Source organism: Alteromonas sp. BMJM2, assembly GCF_027257845.1.
GTDB lineage: Bacteria > Pseudomonadota > Gammaproteobacteria > Enterobacterales > Alteromonadaceae > Alteromonas.
In genome coordinates, this window is the sequence record NZ_JAPVOT010000007.1 from 216,065 (window position 1) to 233,098 (window position 17,034).

Consider the following 17,034-nt stretch of genomic DNA (forward strand, 5'->3'; position numbering starts at 1 on the left):
TCCTTAACAGTAGCCAACGTGATAAATAAACTCACCCATACAACCTAAACTACTGTTTTTAATTGGAATTTTAAAAAACAGCTTGAATAAGCTTAAGTCATAGTTACGCTTAAAAATTCCCTATACGGTAGTGTAAGCAACATTCATGTTGCCTGCCCTCAAGGGCATAAAAAAATAAAAAAACACTACTACAAAAGGGAAAACAACGTGAGAACATCACTATCTTTACTTAGCGCAGGCATTCTATCTGCGCTCTCACTTTCTGCAGCAACTAACGTCGCCATGGCAAACGACATTGTCATCAGCGGTGTGATTGACGGCCCTTTATCGAGCGGTGTACCAAAAGCCGTTCAGCTTTATGTGATAAATGACGTTGCTGACCTATCCGAGTATGGCATTGGAAGTGCCAATAACGGTGGCGGTAGCGATGGTGAAGAATACCAGTTGCATTAGGCGTTTGTGGCGATGATGCAACACTCATAAGCGCAATACAAGGCCCTGACGCTGCCTCTTTAGAAGCGGGAAATAGTCATATTGTTGAAGCCATCATTACCGGCACACGACAAGGCGGCTTCTTTATCCAAGAAGAAAATGCTGATAGCGATGGTGATACAACGACGTCTGAGGCGATTATTGTCGAAGGCGAGACGGACATCACAGTTGGCAATGTTATTCGTTTATACGGAAGCGTAACTGAAAACTTCGGCATGACAACCATAGAGATGGATAGTGACGTTGTAGCAGCAGATTGCGGTGCGAGTGATGATGTGGTTACCACTAGCATTTCAATGCCTTACGAAGAAGATTTAGAAGCTTTTGAAGGTATGTTAGTTAGCGTCACCAATGCCACGGTAACCAGCACCAACTCGCTTTGGCGTTTCGGTGAAATTGTGGTGAGTAATGGTGTTAAACGTCAGCCAAGCGATATTGCCCCTCCCCTTTCTGATGCCTTCGCTGCTGCACAGACAGAGAGTGAAGCTAGCCTATTAACTATTGAAGATAACAGCGGTTCACAATACCCAGATGCAATCAGCTTCTTCCCCAACTTTAGCTACGCAAATACCATTCGTATTGGCGACACTGTGTCTGCATCGGGCCCGCTGAATTTCAGCTTTGGGACTTACCGCATCAACCCTACCGAAGTCATTGCGGTTACCTCTACCCGTGAAGATACCCCAGTGGTCAGCGAAGGTAATCTGTCAGTGGCTACCTTTAACGTCCTGAACTATTTCAATGGTGATGAAGATGAAAACGGTGAACTGACCTTCGACTACGACGATAATCGCGGCGCTGAAAGCGAAACGGCTTTTGCACTTCAAGAAAGTCGTATAGTAGAGGCTATTATAGTAGAGGCTATTGTTGACTTAAATGCTGACGTTGTCGGCCTAATGGAAATCGAGAACGACGGTTTTGGCGATGATAGTGCCATTCAATCTTTACTTAATGCCATTAATGCTCAGCTTGGCGAAGCAGAGCAATACGCGTTTATCAGTACTGCTGATAACTCGCAAATTGGCACTGACGCAATTACCGTTGGGCTTTTGTATCGCGGCACAGTGGAGACGCCACAAGGCGATGCGGTAATAGTGGCGATGCCTGAACAACAAGTATCGGAAGATAGGCTAGCAAGAATGGGGCCGTCGCTGGTGCGAACCTTCGAGCACACCGAAAGCGGCGAAACGTTTGCTGTTGCAGTCAACCACTTTAAGTCAAAGGGTTCTCAGTGTGCGGAAGATGTTGCAGAAGCGCCATCTGATATTGACACCATTCAGGGCAGTTGTAACGCACTTAGAGTATCTGCTGCCATCACACTAGGTAATGCGCTAAATGATGAAACACTGCCTGAGCGCAAAATAATACTCGGTGATTTAAATGCCTACAGTGCAGAAGACCCTGTTGCAGTGCTTACCGACTACACGCAAGAAAACCGTGGATACACAATTAAAACTGCGATTAACACTGGAATGGATGAAGGTGAAGCTGTCGAGGTGGATACAAACTTTGGTTACCATAATCTTGCAGAAACCTTTGATGAAGATGGTTTTTCTTACTGGTTCTTTGGTACCGAGCAAGTGGGTAGCCTAGACCACGTATTAGCAAGCGATGCCATACTAGCAGACGCCGTTGATGGCACACATTGGAACATCAACTCTGTTGAAGCCTATCAACTTCAATATAACCAGGCACTTCGATTCTACCCAGATGAAGAAGGTTATGCGTTTACTGATATTGGTCCGGTTAGAAGTTCTGATCACGACCCGTTTATTGCTACCTTCAATTTAGTCGCAGACGAACCAGCTGCGCTTCCGATACCTAATGAGGACGAGGATAGTTCTGGTGGCTCAATGGGAGGAATTCTGACATTGCTTGCTGCAATGGTTGGTTTTCGCCGTTGGTCTGCTGTTTCTAAAAACAGCGCGTCAAAAAAACGCGCTAGCTAAACGTTGAAAATAACACGACAACACAAAGAGGCAGCGTTTGGCTGCCTCTTTTTATTTAATTATAAAAACATGAAGTTTATTTGTACGGTAGTTATCTATTGAGATGCTTCACGTTCCTTTGCGCCGTCCTTACTATTGCTTTGTAATGAGCTACTGCTTGAAGCGCTGGAATCTAATGCACTGACTTCTTGTGACAGAACGCCAATAAAGTCTGACGCTTTCACATCATCAATTTCAAGTCCTAACCGCTGAATATATATGTCGCGCTTTTCAGCTTGAGTGGGAGAAAGTTTGCCTTCTAACAATACCTTTGCCGCCGCCTTAGCCGAATTTATTTGTTCGTCAGTTAAATCTTCACCTACATGAATATTCGTAATGATTTTAAGTAAACTTAGGGCCACTTGCTTGTCGGTAGGAGAAATTGTTAGTGCCTGTCGAAGGTTATTGTAGGCTGGACCAAGGCGATTTTCTTTGTAGTTCACCGTCGCCATATGCTTAAGCTCTTTAGTCGTAAATTGAATTTCGTTTCGTTCTATAGACTCTTGCTTGAGATATTCATCAACCACTTGCGATGTGAACGTATCGCCCTCAATTTGCTTTCTAAGTTTTTCCAAAATACTAATACAATGCTCGCGCATACCCAACTCATGAAAAGCTTTCATTTTATCTAGGCTGTCTTCCATAGACAGGCCATCCGTACTCGCCGAGCTTTGCTTCATCACTTGCTCAGCGGCTTTCTTGTCATCTTTTAGACAAAGCACTCTGGCTTTAATAACGTTCACTTGCTCGCCCAGTTCAGTGCGTACACCTTTTTGCTGCGCGACATTATTAAGTTCGTTTTGCGCACGCTGAATATATTTTTCAGCATCAGTGCCGCCAAGGCTAGTGGCTAAATCAATGGTAGAACGTATCACATTTAAAGAAAGCTGAGGTGAGTCATGAATAGAGTTTTTGGCAAACTTTGCCATATTTTGCACGGCAGAAAGCTGTCCAAGTTTATCGTGATTTAACCGTGCTAAATCCCACAAGCGTTTATTTCGTTCGATGTTTCGCGGTGCAAGCCGACTCGCCTCTTTCATTTGTTCGTAGGCAATATCAAACTGCTCTTTTTCAATAAAATACTGGGCCAGTAAATCGAACGTAAGAAAGCGAGTGTCAGGCCGCTGAAGCAAATCATCTACAATTAGCTGAGCCTCTTCTAGCTCGTCTTGGCGAAGCAGCGAGCGAGTGAGCCCAATGTGCACCCAAGCGTGATCCATACTTTGCAACAGCTCTCGAAAATAATTCTCAGCGGTTTCAAAGTCTCGCAATTGCAGCAGACAATCGCCAATTAAGCGCTTTATTCTCGGGTGATATTCTATTAACGAACTGTCTTTTAATTGTCGCTCTGCGTAATACATGGCCGTGGAATAATCGCCATTTTGCATGCAGTGCAGCATTTTATGAAGTTTGTATCGAATATGAAGAAGATACTGAAGACGAGAAACTATTTTCGTTCGCTGTAATGGTTTTACCCAAAAGTCATGGGGCTGCAACTCGACAATGCAGTTTACCAGCTCTGTGGACGTTTCAGCGCTTAAGAAAATAACCGTGGTGGTATCGTTGATATAGTTGAGATGCTTTAACTCTTCAAATAAATGAAAGCCGTCTTTATCGTGACTGACATTAAAGGCAAGTAAAACAAAATCAAACTGTCTGGTTTCGCATAAGCGCTTCGCATGAAAGGCATTAAATGCGCTACTTACATGTTTTATCCCAACTTCGTGCAGTGCTGAGGCCACTACATCGTGCACTAACCCTTGATTATCAATAACCAATACATGAAGGTCTTCTCTTGGTACGGGATCAGGGATTTTTTCCAACATTTAACAACCACTTCTTACGTCTTTTCCTTGAGTAACACAACGTTGATTGTAAGCGCATCTACTTGGGTGAAAGACTTACAGTAATGAAAAAACAACGCTGTGGGCAAGTATGCATAATATTGCATCTCCTCTCCGATATTAGCACTTACCCCCTATATTGCGCTAGTCATGGTTATCTTGGTGGGTCTATTTGACCATTAATACTACCATTTACTCTAAACCACCCCGCCACTGAATGACGCTGACGCTTTGACGTTAACACTTCATGGGGAAATTGTTCACTTAAGAAAATCACAAACGTTCCCTTTTCGGGTCGCACTGTAAAACCCGTAGCATCGTTTTCACTTGTGTACAAAACGAGTTCGCCGCCATCGCTTTCTAGCCATTGTTCATTGAGATATGCTACCAGTGAGAGCGCCCTGTTACTTTGCCCTTTAAAGGCGTCTACGTGGCGTTTGTAATAGGCCCCCACGTCGTAACAAGCAAAGTGACTCTCAAATGAAAACAACCCCATAAACAGGGTTTTATTAATATAGGTTTTCAGTGCATCACACCACGATAGCCAAATTTCCCCCTCAACCGTGCTGCCGGTAATCCAGCTAATATCGTCTGTGCGTATAGCGTCCACATGCTGAAAACTTGATGCTCTACCAATGCCAGCTTTTTGATATTCACTGTCTGCCATAGCACGCTGACAAGACAGCAATGCATCAGTAATAAAACTAGGCAGCGCACAGTGCTGAACACTAAACCCTTGCGTCACTAAGTCGTTGACGATTGACTCGAAAAGAGCCTCATCAAAAACGGGAAGAGGGCTAACATTGGTAAGGTGAGTAACGTTAAGACTTTGCATTATGTATTCTAAAATTGATTTGGAAGCGTTATAAATTTAATCACCTTTATTCACAACCAGAATCATTCCAAACCAGCCGCTATTTTTTTGTTGTGAACCACAAAATTTTTCATCGCTAAATAAAAAGCATGGTTTTTGCTTATTTTTAATGAAATGTATGATTGAATGTAGGCATACCTTGAACGGCCCTACCAAGACGTAACGCAAAAGAGAGTTGTTAATGAGTCAAGATCAAACACAAATAGAAGAGACAGAGCATCACCTCGACTTACGAAATTTACGATTAGATGACTACAACGATGTCAAAGATCTTATGGATACGGTTTACGCCAATGTTGGCGGTGCGTGGCCTTACTCAAATTACAAAGCACAGGTAACCACATTTTCTGATGGTCAAATTTGTATAGAAGATAAGGGCAAAGTGGTTGCTTTCGCTATATCAGTCATTGTTGATTATGATCAATTTGGTGACAAACATAGCTACGATGAAATCACAGGCGATGCCTATCTTACTACTCACGATCCAAATGGTGATGTACTGTACGGCGTAGAGGTCATTGTTTGCCCTGAATACAGAGGGTTAAGACTTGGCAGAAGGTTGTATGAAGCAAGAAAAGAGTTGTGCCGAAACCTTAATCTGAAATCGATTATGGCCGGTGGTCGTATTCCTAACTACCGCAACCATGCCCAGGAACTGACGCCATATGAATACATTGAGCAGGTAAAACTGAAGGATATTTACGATCCTATCCTTACCTTTCAATTATCTAATGGGTTTGAAGTAAAGCAAGTCATGACTGCTTACCTCCCCGAAGATGAGGCGTCACAAGGGTATGCAACGCTTTTACAATGGCACAATATCTATTATGAACCAGGCACGCCATCACTGATAGCCAGTAGAAAACTGAGTGCCAGAATTGGCTGTATTCAGTGGCAAATGCGCTATTTCAACAATGTAGAAGAGCTATTGCAGCAGGTTGAATACTTTGTGGATGCGTTGTCAGATTACTCCTGTGATGTGGCGCTGTTCCCTGAGTTTTTCAATGCACCTCTCATGGGGCTGTGCCCGACAGAGTCGTCCATTGACGCAATTTGGCACCTTGCTACCTATACCGATGAAATCCTTACGTCGGTGTCTCATTTAGCCGTGTCTTATAACATTACCATTATCGCGGGCTCAATGCCTGTAGTAGAAGACGATTTGCTTTATAACGTAAGCTATATCTGTAAGCGTGATGGCACGATAGAAAGTCAGTATAAGCTGCACCCTACCCCGCATGAAAAAGAAGACTGGATCATGAAAGGCGGAAATAGCCTGAAAACCTTTGATACCGACTTCGGAAAAATAGGCGTGCTTATTTGTTACGACGTTGAGTTTCCAGAGCTGGCGCGCATTCTTGCCGATCAGGAAATGCAAATTCTCTTCGTACCGTTTTGGACAGACACAAAAAATGGCTACTTACGCGTTAGACGCTGTGCGCAAGCAAGAGCTATTGAAAATGAGTGTTACGTGGCAATTGCTGGCAGCGTGGGTAACTTACCGAAAGTAGACAACGTTGACATTCAATACGGACAAACTGCGGTATTTTCACCGAGCGATTTTGCTTTTCCTCACGATGCTATTGTGTCTGAAACAACGCCAAATACAGAAATGACTTTGATTGTTGATTTAGATTTAGACAAGCTGACTAAACTGCAAAACGAAGGTTCGGTGAGAAACTATTTAGATAGACGTCGCGACCTGTACCGAGTTGAGTGGATGGGCGATTAAACTTCATTTGAAGGCGAACACTTCACATCATAGTGTTCGCCTTTTTTTGATACTCCATTTGTATACAGGCTTTGCTCGGATAAGCCGTGGCATTTAATTAAAATAAGCGATACCATGCGGTAGTGAGCAAAGAATTAGCGTTTCTTGCGGTAAACCTGTGCCTTAGGCTTTGTAAAATAAGGTTTAATCGATGAAGAAACAACCAGAATGAGAATGTAACGATATTATGCCTAACAACTCAAAAAATGATGAATTTCCAACTATTAGGTTAGATGACGAAGACCGTCGCGATTATCAAACCAAGCGCCAAACTTCACCTAGTAGTGCTCCCTCAGCCTCGTCAGTGTCAACCCCATCATCTTCATCCGGTGGCAACGGTTTGTGGGTAGCTTTGATTGCCCTTATTGCCTTATCTGCGTGCGGTGGCTGTTATTATTTATTCACATTACTTGAACAGCAAAAAGCGATTGCTGAGCGAGCAGAAGAGCGCATCATGTTGCTGGAGAATAAACTCTCTGCTACAGGTGAGGAAATGGGCGAATCGACGGTTGCTCTGCAAGTAAAAGTCAATGAACTGAATGATAAAACCAGTGAATTATGGGAACAAATGGATAAGCTCTGGGCTTCTGCATGGCGTAGAAACCAAAAAGAAATTGCAGATTTAGGCGAGCGCGTGAGTAAGGTTCAAAGTGCCGCAAATAAAGACATAAATGCGGTATCTGAAGATGTAGATGCCCAATCAGCCACCATGGGTTCTTTGAAAAATCAGCTCGCCTCAGTAGCCGATGAGCTTCTAGCAGTGAATGTTCGTCTTGAGCAAACTGCGGATGACAAAGCAGGAACCCAGCAAGACGTTAAAAACTTAGCTGACACCTTATCAGTGCTTGAAAAGCGCAACGCAACGTTATCTGGCAGGCTGAACAGCTTAGAAAACGAAATTAGGGAAATTGCTACCAAAGTGGTATCTGGTACAAGTGCCAACAATACTAATAGCGCCGCCCCAGCAGGTTCAAGCCCTGCCGCATCGCCAAATGCCGGCTAGATAGCACTTCAACATTAGGCAAAATAGTACGAATATATAAAGGGGCTGACTGCCCCTTTGTTCGTGAAATAATCGCCACTTTTATTTTAGAAAGTTATAGTTGCTTACTAAAGTAACCCCTATACAACAAAGGAAACTGAGTTCAATGAGCGAGCAGACGCTTAAACGCTTGAATAAATACATTAGTGATACCGGTTTATGCTCTCGCCGTGAGGCCGACAAACTCATTGAGCAAAATCGCGTCACCATTAATGGTAAAACTCCAGAGTTAGGCACTAAAGTAGGCCCTAACGACACTGTGGAAGTAGATAAAAAGCGTATTGGCGCAGTTGCCAAAGACAAATCAGATCGCGTCTACCTTGTTTATAACAAGCCCATTGGGATCACCTGCACCACAGAGCGCCATGTGAAAGGCAACATTATTGATGCCATTGGCCACAAAGAGCGAATTTTTCCCGTAGGCCGCTTAGATAAGCCTTCAGAGGGGCTTATTATCTTAACCAGCGACGGTGATATTGTGAATAAGATATTGCGTGCTGAGAACGCTCATGACAAGGAATATGAAGTCACGGTAGATCAACCAGTAAGTGAAAGGTTCTTAACTAAAATGGCCCGCGGCGTGCCTATATTAGGAACAGTGACAAAGCCGTGCACGGTAAGGCAGATAGGCAGAAATAAGTTTTCTATTATTCTAACTCAGGGCCTAAACAGGCAAATTCGCAGAATGTGCGAATTTTTAGGGTATGAAGTAACGAAGCTTAAGCGCACGCGAATTATGCACTTAGCGCTAAGCAACCTTCGCCCCGGACAATGGCGAGAACTCACCACTCGGGAACTAGCTACTTTGAATAGTGCGGTGAAACACTCAACTAAGACATTGCAAGAAAAGTAAGACGGTGAAGATGTTTAAAAGAAGAGTGCTCATCGGTAATCGCAAAAGCACGTGTAAAAGTACTCATAAACAGTTACAAAACATCTGTAGACCCCGAGTAAGATAGCAGTAAAAAAATAGCACTAAATTCAAGGTACAAAAAAAGCGTCCAATGGACGCTTTTTTTGTACAACCCAGGTCTTATCGACGAAGGCCTAGACGCTTGATAAGGTCAAGGTAACGCTGAGCGTTCTTGCCTTTAAGGTAATCTAGTAGCTTACGACGCTGGCTAACCATACGAAGAAGACCACGACGTGAATGGTGATCTTTCTTATGATCAGCAAAGTGACCTTGAAGCTTGTTGATATTGTGAGTAAGCAAAGCTACTTGAACTTCTGGTGAACCAGTGTCGCCTTCTTTTACGCCGTACTCAGCAATGATTTTTGCAGTTTGTTCTTTAGTTAGTGACATAACATTCTCCTAAATTATGTTCCGCCGATCACTAATTCAGCAGAACGGAATGAAGCGCGTATTATAATGACGCTTGCCCAGTTAGCAAGCCACAAAGGCATTTTCTTTTCTATTAATTCATTACTGTGGATAAACCACTCGCCGTTTTGGATTGACGAAGATTTCGTTTTTGGGCTGTCCCTGATCTCGCGGGTCTTTTACCCCCTCGCCTACGCCTAAAAATAACAAGTCGTCTGCTTGCTGATGATATACGCGGTAGGAAACACCCACAACAAGATCTGCTTCGCATACCCCCTTAACACTTTGTCCATGATCGAAACGACTGCGTTCTTCATCATTTATAGTGACGCGGGGCAAGCGACTTACAGCTGTATCCATGGGGATAAGAAAGGCATCTAATGCCGCAAAGTCACCCTCATCGAGGGATTCTTGCGTGCTGATAAGGGTATCTAATGACACCATTTTATCCGTCGGATAATCTGCAACTTCAGTGCGATGCAAACGTGTTACATACGCGCCGCAACCTAGATTTTGACCTAGGTCGTCAACAATTGAGCGTATGTAAGTTCCTTTGCTGCACTTTATTCGCATTTCCACGTAAGGCAATTCGATGCGCAAAACATCAAGCTCAAAAACCTCAATATCGCGAGGCTCTCTCTCTATTTCAATACCTTGACGGGCATAGAAATACAAAGGCTTGCCTTGATGCTTGAGCGCGGAAAACATAGAGGGTATCTGCTTGCTTTTACCTAAAAATGCAAGGCAAGCTTCGTTAACCTGTGCATCAGTAACATCAACGGGTTTCTCTTCAACTACTTCGCCATCAGCGTCTGAGGTGGTGGTACGAACACCTAATTGAGCGGTAACTTCATAGGTTTTTTCGGCATCGAGCAAGAACTGAGAAAACTTAGTTGCCTCGCCTAAACACAATGGCAACATGCCGCTCGCTAAAGGGTCTAGTGCACCTGTATGCCCAGCTTTTACTGCCTTATACAACCATCGAACCTTTTGAAGCAGCTGGTTAGATGAGCCGCCAAGCGGCTTATCAAGTAGTACTATGCCGTTAATATCACGGCCTTTACGTCGTCTTGCCATTTACTCCGACTCTTGTTCGTCATCAAGTTCGCGCTTTGACTCATCAGTAGCAATGGTCTGGGAAACCAAGTTTGAGATACGCATACCTTCGATGATCGACCTGTCTTCGAAGAAATGAAGATCAGGCACCGAGCGCATACGTAAACGCTTCGCTAGTATGCTGCGCACAAAGCCTTTAAGTTCTTTAAGCTGCTTAAGCTGCACTTTGCCTTCTTCTTCAGTGCTGTTGTAGATAGTGACGTAGATTTTCGCGTGTGCTAAATCTCGTGATACCTCAACTTCAGACACAGTGATTAGCGGCATGTCGCCTACTCTGTGCTTGTATTCGTTTTGAAGGATACTCGCTACTTCTTTATGAACTTGCTGAGCGACCCTATCGGTACGTGAAAATTCACGAGCCATTCTAAACTCCTTACCCTATTTATAATAAGCGTATAGACAAAAGCGGGAGCACTCGGCCCCCGCTTTTTAAATGCCAATTAAAACAGGCAATTAAATTTCGCGCTTAACCTCAACGATTTCGAAGACCTCAATTTGGTCACCTACTTTCACATCGTTGTAGTTCTTCACGCCAATACCACATTCCATACCGTTACGAACCTCTTGCACGTCGTCTTTAAAGCGACGTAGCGACTCTAGTTCGCCTTCGTATATAACAACGTTTTCACGAAGTACACGGATTGGGTTGCTGCGCTTAATGTTACCTTCGGTAACCATACAACCTGCAATCGCACCAAGCTTAGGCGATTTGAATACGTCACGCACTTCAGCCAAACCAATGATTTCTTGTTTGAACTCAGGTGCAAGCATACCGCTCATGGCCGCTTTCACTTCGTCGATAAGGCTGTAAATTACGCTGTAGTAGCGCAAATCAATTTCTTCTGCTTCAAGCACTTTACGCGCAGATGCGTCGGCACGAACGTTAAAGCCAACAACAATTGCACCAGATGCCGCTGCAAGTGTAGCGTCAGTTTCAGTAATTCCACCAACACCGCTACCAACGATGTTAACTTTTACTTCTGATGTAGAAAGTTTAGTGAGTGATTCAGCAATCGCTTCAACAGAGCCCTGCACATCGGCTTTAAGTACGATGTTCAATTCGCTCACGTCGCCTGATGCCATGTTCGCAAACATGTTTTCAAGTTTCGCTTTTTGCTGACGTGCTAATTTAAGCTCACGTTTTTTCTGATGACGCTTCGCAGCTACTTCACGAGCTTTACGCTCATCTTGCACTACTGCCGCATCTTCACCGGCAACCGGTACACCAGATAAACCGAGTACTTCAACAGGCGTTGATGGACCAGCAAACTTCATCTCTTGTCCATTTTCATCGCGCATTGCACGAACACGACCGTACTCTTCACCACATAACAGGATGTCACCTGGGCGAAGTTGTCCTTCTTGAACCAATACAGACGCTACAGGACCACGGCCTTTATCAAGACGTGATTCAATAACGATACCGCGACATGGACCTTCAGGTACCGCTTTTAAATCAAGCAATTCAGCTTGAAGTACGATAGCTTCTAGTAATTCTTCAACACCCATACCAGTTTTAGCTGATACGTTACAGAACTGGTGCTCACCGCCGTATTCTTCTGGAATAACTTCAAGTTGAAGAAGCTCGCTCTTAACGCGATCAGGGTCAGCAGACTCTTTATCCATTTTGTTTACAGCAACAATCAAAGGAACGCCAGCCGCTTTAGCATGCTGAACCGCTTCTTTAGTTTGTGGCATAACACCATCATCGGCAGCAACAACCAAGATAACAATATCAGTCGCCGTTGCACCACGTGCACGCATTGCAGTAAATGCCGCGTGTCCAGGTGTATCTAGGAAAGTAATCTCGCCGTTATCAGTTTCTACTTTGTAGGCACCGATATGCTGAGTAATACCACCTGCTTCTCCGTCTGCTACTTTAGCGCGACGAATGAAATCGAGTAATGATGTCTTACCATGGTCAACGTGACCCATGATAGTTACTACTGGAGCACGAGTTGTTTTAACACCGTCCATGCCTTCAGCAAGTAATTCATCTTCTAGCGCATTGTCATTCACTAACTCAAACTTATGACCCATTTCTTCAACCACTAAAACGGCTGTGTCTTGGTCAAGCACTTGGTTAATCGTTGCCATCTCACCCATTTTCATCATGGCTTTGATAACTTCATTAGACTTAATCGCTAACTTGCTTGCTAATTCACCAACCGTAATAGTAGCGCCAAGTTTAACTACGCGCTCTACAGGTTGTGCAGGCTTGTTAAAGCCTTGCTTAAGGTGTTCACCAGCATGTTTTTTCGACTTGCGACGACGGCGTGATGAACGCTCAACCTGCATGTCTTCTTCGTCTTCTGCTTCTTGAGCATAGCGATTTGAGTGCAAGTGAACTTCTTCAGCTTCCGCTTTCTTACGACGCTCTTCTTCTTCTTTCCAGCGACGTTCATTTTCTTCAGCTAGTTTACGCGCTTCTTCAGCTGCCTTTTTGGCATCTTCTTCAAGCTTCTTCTGAGACTCTTCTTCTTGAGCCTTACGTAAACGTTCTTCTTCTTGACGAGCAGCTTCTTGCTTCGCTTTTTCAGCTTCAGAAAGCTCCGGCTCGTTTTTCTTGCGAGCTTCAGCGTCTTTCTTAGCTTGCTCTGCACGACGGGCACGCTCTTCGTCAGCTGCCTTTTTCGCTTCAGCTGCTTTGCGTGCTTTTTCTTCCGCTGCTTGCTTAGCTTCTGCTGCCGCTTTTTCTTCAGCTTCGCGCTTAATACGCTCTTCTTCCTGACGCTTCGCTTCTTCTTCAACGTCAGTACGTTTAACGTAAGTACGTTTTTTGCGTACTTCAACTTTTACTTCTTTCGACTTTCCAACGCTTAGTGTACTGGTCGTCTTGCGCTTTAATGTCATGCGCGTGGGCTCTGCTGAGCTACCGTGTTGCTTACTTAAATGATCCAACAGTTTTTGTTTCTCTTCTTCGTTAACTTGACCGCCGGCATTCTTTACAATACCCGCGTCTTTAAATTGGCCAACCAATCGGTCAACGGTCGTACCAATGTCGCTGGCGAGCTTTTCTATAGATACATCTGCCATTACGTAATTATCCCCCTGTTGACCTTACTCTTCTTCACTGAACCAAACGATGTTACGAGCAGCCATTATTAATGCACCTGCAGTTTCGTCGTTAAGTTCATCGATATCATTGATATCATCGGTGCCTTGTTCTGCTAATTCTTCTAGGTCGGTAATACCGCGGCTGGCCAACACATAAGCCACGTGTTTACTCATACCTTCAAGATTTAATAAGGCTTCTGTCGGTTCTGCACCTTCAAGGGACTCTTCGTCCGCTAGTGCTCGCGTAGTTAGGAAGGCACGCGCTCTTGTACGCAGTTCTTCAACGGTATCTTCATCTAATCCTTCAACCGCTAAAAGTTCACTTACTGGAACGTAGGCTACCTCTTCTAACGTGGTAAAGCCTTCATCTACTAGTACTGATGCAAAATCTTCATCAATATCAAGACCAGCTGTGAATAGGTTAAGTACCTTCGCATTTTCTTCTTCGTGTTTCTTGTTGAGATCGTCAACCGTCATCACGTTAAGTTCCCAGCCACTTAGTTGGCTGGCTAGACGTACGTTTTGACCGCTTCTACCAATTGCTTGCGCAAGGTTATCTGCTTCAACTGCTACGTCCATCGTGTTGTTATCTTCATCAACAACAATCGATGCTACCTCTGCAGGCGCCATGGCGTTGATAACAAATTGCGCCGGATTCTCATCCCACAATACGATATCGACACGCTCACCGCCTAGCTCTCCAGATACTGCCTGTACGCGTGAACCACGCATACCAACACACGCACCCACTGGGTCTAAGCGTTTGTCGTTAGTTTTAACGGCAATTTTTGCTCGTGAACCTGGATCTCGTGCTGCAGATTTTATCTCTAATGTTTCTTCCGCGATTTCTGGTACTTCAAGGCGGAATAATTCAACCAGCATGTCTGGGTGAGTACGGCTAATAAATAGCTGTGCACCACGGGCTTCTGGACGAATAACATAAAGCAGACCACGTACTCTATCACCTGGACGGAATGTCTCTCTTGGGAGCATATCGTCGCGGTAAATAACACCTTCTGCGTTATTACCTAAATCAATAATGATGTTGTCGCGATTAACTTTCTTAACCGTACCAGTCACTAACTCGCCAACTCTGTCTTCGTACTCAGCAATCATTTGCTGGCGTTCTGCTTCTCGAACTTTTTGTACGATAACTTGTTTTGCAGTCTGCGTAGTTATGCGGTCGAACTTGATAGATTCAATCTGTTCTTCAACATAGTCACCCAATTCTATCTCTGGTTCATCAACCTGAGCCGCTGAAATTGTAATTTCAGCGTATGGGTTTTCTTGTTCTTGGTCATCAGGTGTAACTAACCAACGACGGAATGTGTCAAAGTCGCCAGACGTTCTGTCGATACTTACACGAACTTCTATTTCGCCTTCATTTTTCTTTTTCGTCGCGCTTGCAATCGCAAACTCTAACGCTTCAAAAATCTTTTCTCTAGGCACTTGTTTTTCATTTGAAACGGCTTCCGCCACTAACAAAATTTCTTTATTCATTTTCGCCTCTCTTTTGCCTTCGTCGATGAAAGCAGAGCTGTTCCGTTAATCGAACGTGGGAACAACGTTACCTTTTTCGATATTCGCCACAGCTAACTGGAACTGTTGGCCATCCACTTCAATACTTATCATGCCGTCTTCGCAAGAAAGTACTTCGCCTTTGAAATTACGTCTGTCGTCCATCGGCATAGACAAACGAACTTGAACCACTTCACCCACAGAAGCCTTATAATGCTTTTCATTGAAAAGCGGCCTATCCATTCCAGGTGATGACACTTCCAAGTTGTATTCGGTACTGATCGGATCTTCTACGTCTAATATTGCGCTTACTTGATGACTAACATCTGCACAATTATCAACGGAAATACCATTCTCGTGATCAATAAAAACGCGAAGAATATAATGTTTCCCCGCACGTACAAACTCGACACCAACCAGCTCGAACCCAAGTGCTTCAACACCAGGATTTAGCATTTCGGTTAGTTTATCTTCAAGTCTTGCCAATCCAAACCTCCAAAAACGAAAAAAGGGCCATAAGCCCACCTGTCATCACCTAGATAAACGTTACTTCACTAGGTTTTAATACAACAAAAAGCCCCGGACTAGCGGGGCTTTTTGTTGTAATTCTGAACCCTATACCATCGCTTTTAGAAAGCGACATCTATTTGGGTAAAAACACCGTCAGGTGATAGCTTGCTATTAATAAGTGCGTTACTTTCCTAAAAACTTGAGGGAGCCCGCTCTCATTACCTAATCACTGCATTATACGTACAGGCACCGCATTAAGCAACAGCGATACAAAATTTACTCTATTTCTTTGAACATGGCTTTCGCTTTCACAAGCTTTGGAACCGGAAAGAGTGTCTTTTATAGAGGGCGGCAAGAACTCGCGTAGACTTTCAATCTAACTTGGTAACTCAATACAATAATAATGCAGTGTAATCGCTGGGATTTTTTTTCTGCATATTTTTTCTGCACATAAAGATGTAGAAAGGAAAAGAGTCAGGAATGTAAAGGCAAAGCTAAAGAGACCTATCATGTACAATTAAACAAGCAAAAAAAACCCAGCAAAAGCTGGGTTTTTAATGTGGTTGCGGGAGCAGGATTTGAACCTACGACCTTCGGGTTATGAGCCCGACGAGCTACCAGACTGCTCCATCCCGCGTCTGTACGGTAAAATGTGATATACACATTTTAAAAATTCTGGTATATTTTCTGTGGTTGCGGGAGCAGGATTTGAACCTACGACCTTCGGGTTATGAGCCCGACGAGCTACCAGACTGCTCCATCCCGCGCCAGAAAATATCGGTTGAGATTGCTTGGCTTTTCTTCCTCGCCTCAACGTGGAGCGTATTATACATAGGGACTTTTTTAACACAAGCGTCTAACATCAAAATATTGCATTTTTCTGACTGTTCGCAGGTTTATTGAACAATGTGTGCAAACATAATACAAAATAATGCGCTTTATCCGCTTTTACGTCTCTATCTATTTAAACTTTTCCATTTTTTCAGCCAGTGAAAAGTCGAGATCACTCAACCCATCAACATCATGAGTGGTTAATTTTACTTCCACTTTGTTATAAACATTAAACCATTCGGGATGGTGTTTGAGCTTTTCAGCCCAAATAGCAATTTGTGACATCCAACCAAACGCTCGAATAAAACTTTTAAACGAAAACGTCTTTGTTATTGCATCACCGTCTCTCACCCATTTGTCACCATCAACGACCAATTCGTTGAGTGTGATTAATTTAGATTCAATGGCGGCGTCATCTAGTTTTGTTGTCATAGCACTATCTCCTGTTGTTTTGGATACTCTAAATAACTCAGCGATAAATTGAAAAGTAAACGCTAATATTAAAATGCCAAGTCTCAGGTATTAGTGGTGATAAATGTTTACATCGAGTAGGGTGAGGCGTCACCGCCTCATCCCTCTCACAGAACCGTACGTACGGGCCTCGTATACGGCTCCTGCATACTTCATATCGCCATTGTTGGTGACGCAATAAGTAAATTAACTCCTACCG

12 protein-coding genes, 2 tRNA genes and 1 pseudogene are annotated in these 17,034 nt (G+C 43.8%); 4 read left to right on the plus strand and 11 right to left on the minus strand.

The window, feature by feature from the left end; translation table 11 throughout:
- Nucleotides 1-207 precede the first annotated feature (207 nt).
- Nucleotides 208-2,441: pseudogene (locus tag O9X84_RS10180) on the plus strand (ExeM/NucH family extracellular endonuclease).
- A 95-nt stretch (nucleotides 2,442-2,536) separates the two neighbouring features.
- Here O9X84_RS10180 and O9X84_RS10185 read toward each other — a convergent pair.
- Together O9X84_RS10185 and O9X84_RS10190 are read right to left on the minus strand one after the other, a co-directional pair.
- On the minus strand, nucleotides 2,537-4,306 hold the full coding sequence (locus O9X84_RS10185) for a response regulator (protein WP_269519639.1): 1,770 nt from the start codon (nucleotides 4,304-4,306) through the stop codon (nucleotides 2,537-2,539).
- 172 nt (nucleotides 4,307-4,478) lie between these two features.
- Nucleotides 4,479-5,159, minus strand: coding sequence for a 2OG-Fe(II) oxygenase (locus tag O9X84_RS10190; protein WP_269519641.1), 681 nt, complete (start codon nucleotides 5,157-5,159; stop codon nucleotides 4,479-4,481).
- Between the two features lie 220 nt (nucleotides 5,160-5,379).
- Between O9X84_RS10190 and O9X84_RS10195 the strand changes: the two genes are divergently transcribed.
- The 3 genes from O9X84_RS10195 to rluF all read left to right on the plus strand — a co-directional run bounded on the left by O9X84_RS10195 (nucleotide 5,380) and on the right by rluF (nucleotide 8,864).
- Nucleotides 5,380-6,930, plus strand: a complete 1,551-nt coding sequence (locus O9X84_RS10195) for a carbon-nitrogen hydrolase family protein (RefSeq protein ID WP_269519643.1) — start codon at nucleotides 5,380-5,382, stop codon at nucleotides 6,928-6,930.
- A gap of 226 nt (nucleotides 6,931-7,156) precedes the next feature.
- Nucleotides 7,157-7,972: a hypothetical protein gene (locus O9X84_RS10200; protein ID WP_269519645.1), complete on the plus strand. Its 816-nt coding sequence runs from the start codon at nucleotides 7,157-7,159 to the stop codon at nucleotides 7,970-7,972.
- A 145-nt stretch (nucleotides 7,973-8,117) separates the two neighbouring features.
- Nucleotides 8,118-8,864, plus strand: a complete 747-nt coding sequence (gene rluF, locus O9X84_RS10205; RefSeq protein WP_269519646.1) for a 23S rRNA pseudouridine(2604) synthase RluF — start codon at nucleotides 8,118-8,120, stop codon at nucleotides 8,862-8,864.
- A 180-nt stretch (nucleotides 8,865-9,044) separates the two neighbouring features.
- On the opposite strand, the gene rpsO is transcribed toward rluF, so the two are convergent.
- From rpsO to O9X84_RS10250, 9 genes are all read right to left on the minus strand, one after another.
- Complete coding sequence (rpsO, locus tag O9X84_RS10210; RefSeq protein WP_032096567.1) at nucleotides 9,045-9,314, minus strand: 30S ribosomal protein S15; 270 nt, start codon at nucleotides 9,312-9,314, stop codon at nucleotides 9,045-9,047.
- A 120-nt stretch (nucleotides 9,315-9,434) separates the two neighbouring features.
- Entirely contained in the window at nucleotides 9,435-10,409 is a 975-nt protein-coding gene (gene truB, locus O9X84_RS10215) for a tRNA pseudouridine(55) synthase TruB (RefSeq protein WP_269519648.1), read from the minus strand.
- Nucleotides 10,410-10,811 carry a 30S ribosome-binding factor RbfA gene (gene rbfA / locus O9X84_RS10220; RefSeq protein WP_269519649.1) on the minus strand — a complete coding sequence of 134 codons (402 nt, stop codon included), beginning with the start codon at nucleotides 10,809-10,811 and terminating at the stop codon, nucleotides 10,410-10,412.
- A 90-nt stretch (nucleotides 10,812-10,901) separates the two neighbouring features.
- The gene (gene infB / locus O9X84_RS10225) at nucleotides 10,902-13,484 is read right to left on the minus strand and encodes a translation initiation factor IF-2 (RefSeq protein ID WP_269519651.1); all 2,583 of its coding nucleotides are present in this window, start codon (nucleotides 13,482-13,484) and stop codon (nucleotides 10,902-10,904) included.
- 24 nt (nucleotides 13,485-13,508) lie between these two features.
- A complete protein-coding gene (gene nusA / locus O9X84_RS10230) occupies nucleotides 13,509-15,005 on the minus strand; it encodes a transcription termination factor NusA (RefSeq protein WP_032096571.1) in 1,497 nt (498 codons plus the stop codon).
- Between the two features lie 45 nt (nucleotides 15,006-15,050).
- A complete protein-coding gene (gene rimP / locus O9X84_RS10235; protein ID WP_269519652.1) occupies nucleotides 15,051-15,509 on the minus strand; it encodes a ribosome maturation factor RimP in 459 nt (152 codons plus the stop codon).
- A gap of 584 nt (nucleotides 15,510-16,093) precedes the next feature.
- Nucleotides 16,094-16,170: transfer RNA gene (locus O9X84_RS10240), tRNA-Met, on the minus strand.
- 53 nt (nucleotides 16,171-16,223) lie between these two features.
- Nucleotides 16,224-16,300 (minus strand) — tRNA-Met (locus O9X84_RS10245).
- 193 nt (nucleotides 16,301-16,493) lie between these two features.
- A complete protein-coding gene (locus O9X84_RS10250; protein WP_032096572.1) occupies nucleotides 16,494-16,796 on the minus strand; it encodes a 4a-hydroxytetrahydrobiopterin dehydratase in 303 nt (100 codons plus the stop codon).
- Between the last annotated feature and the right edge of the window lie 238 nt (nucleotides 16,797-17,034).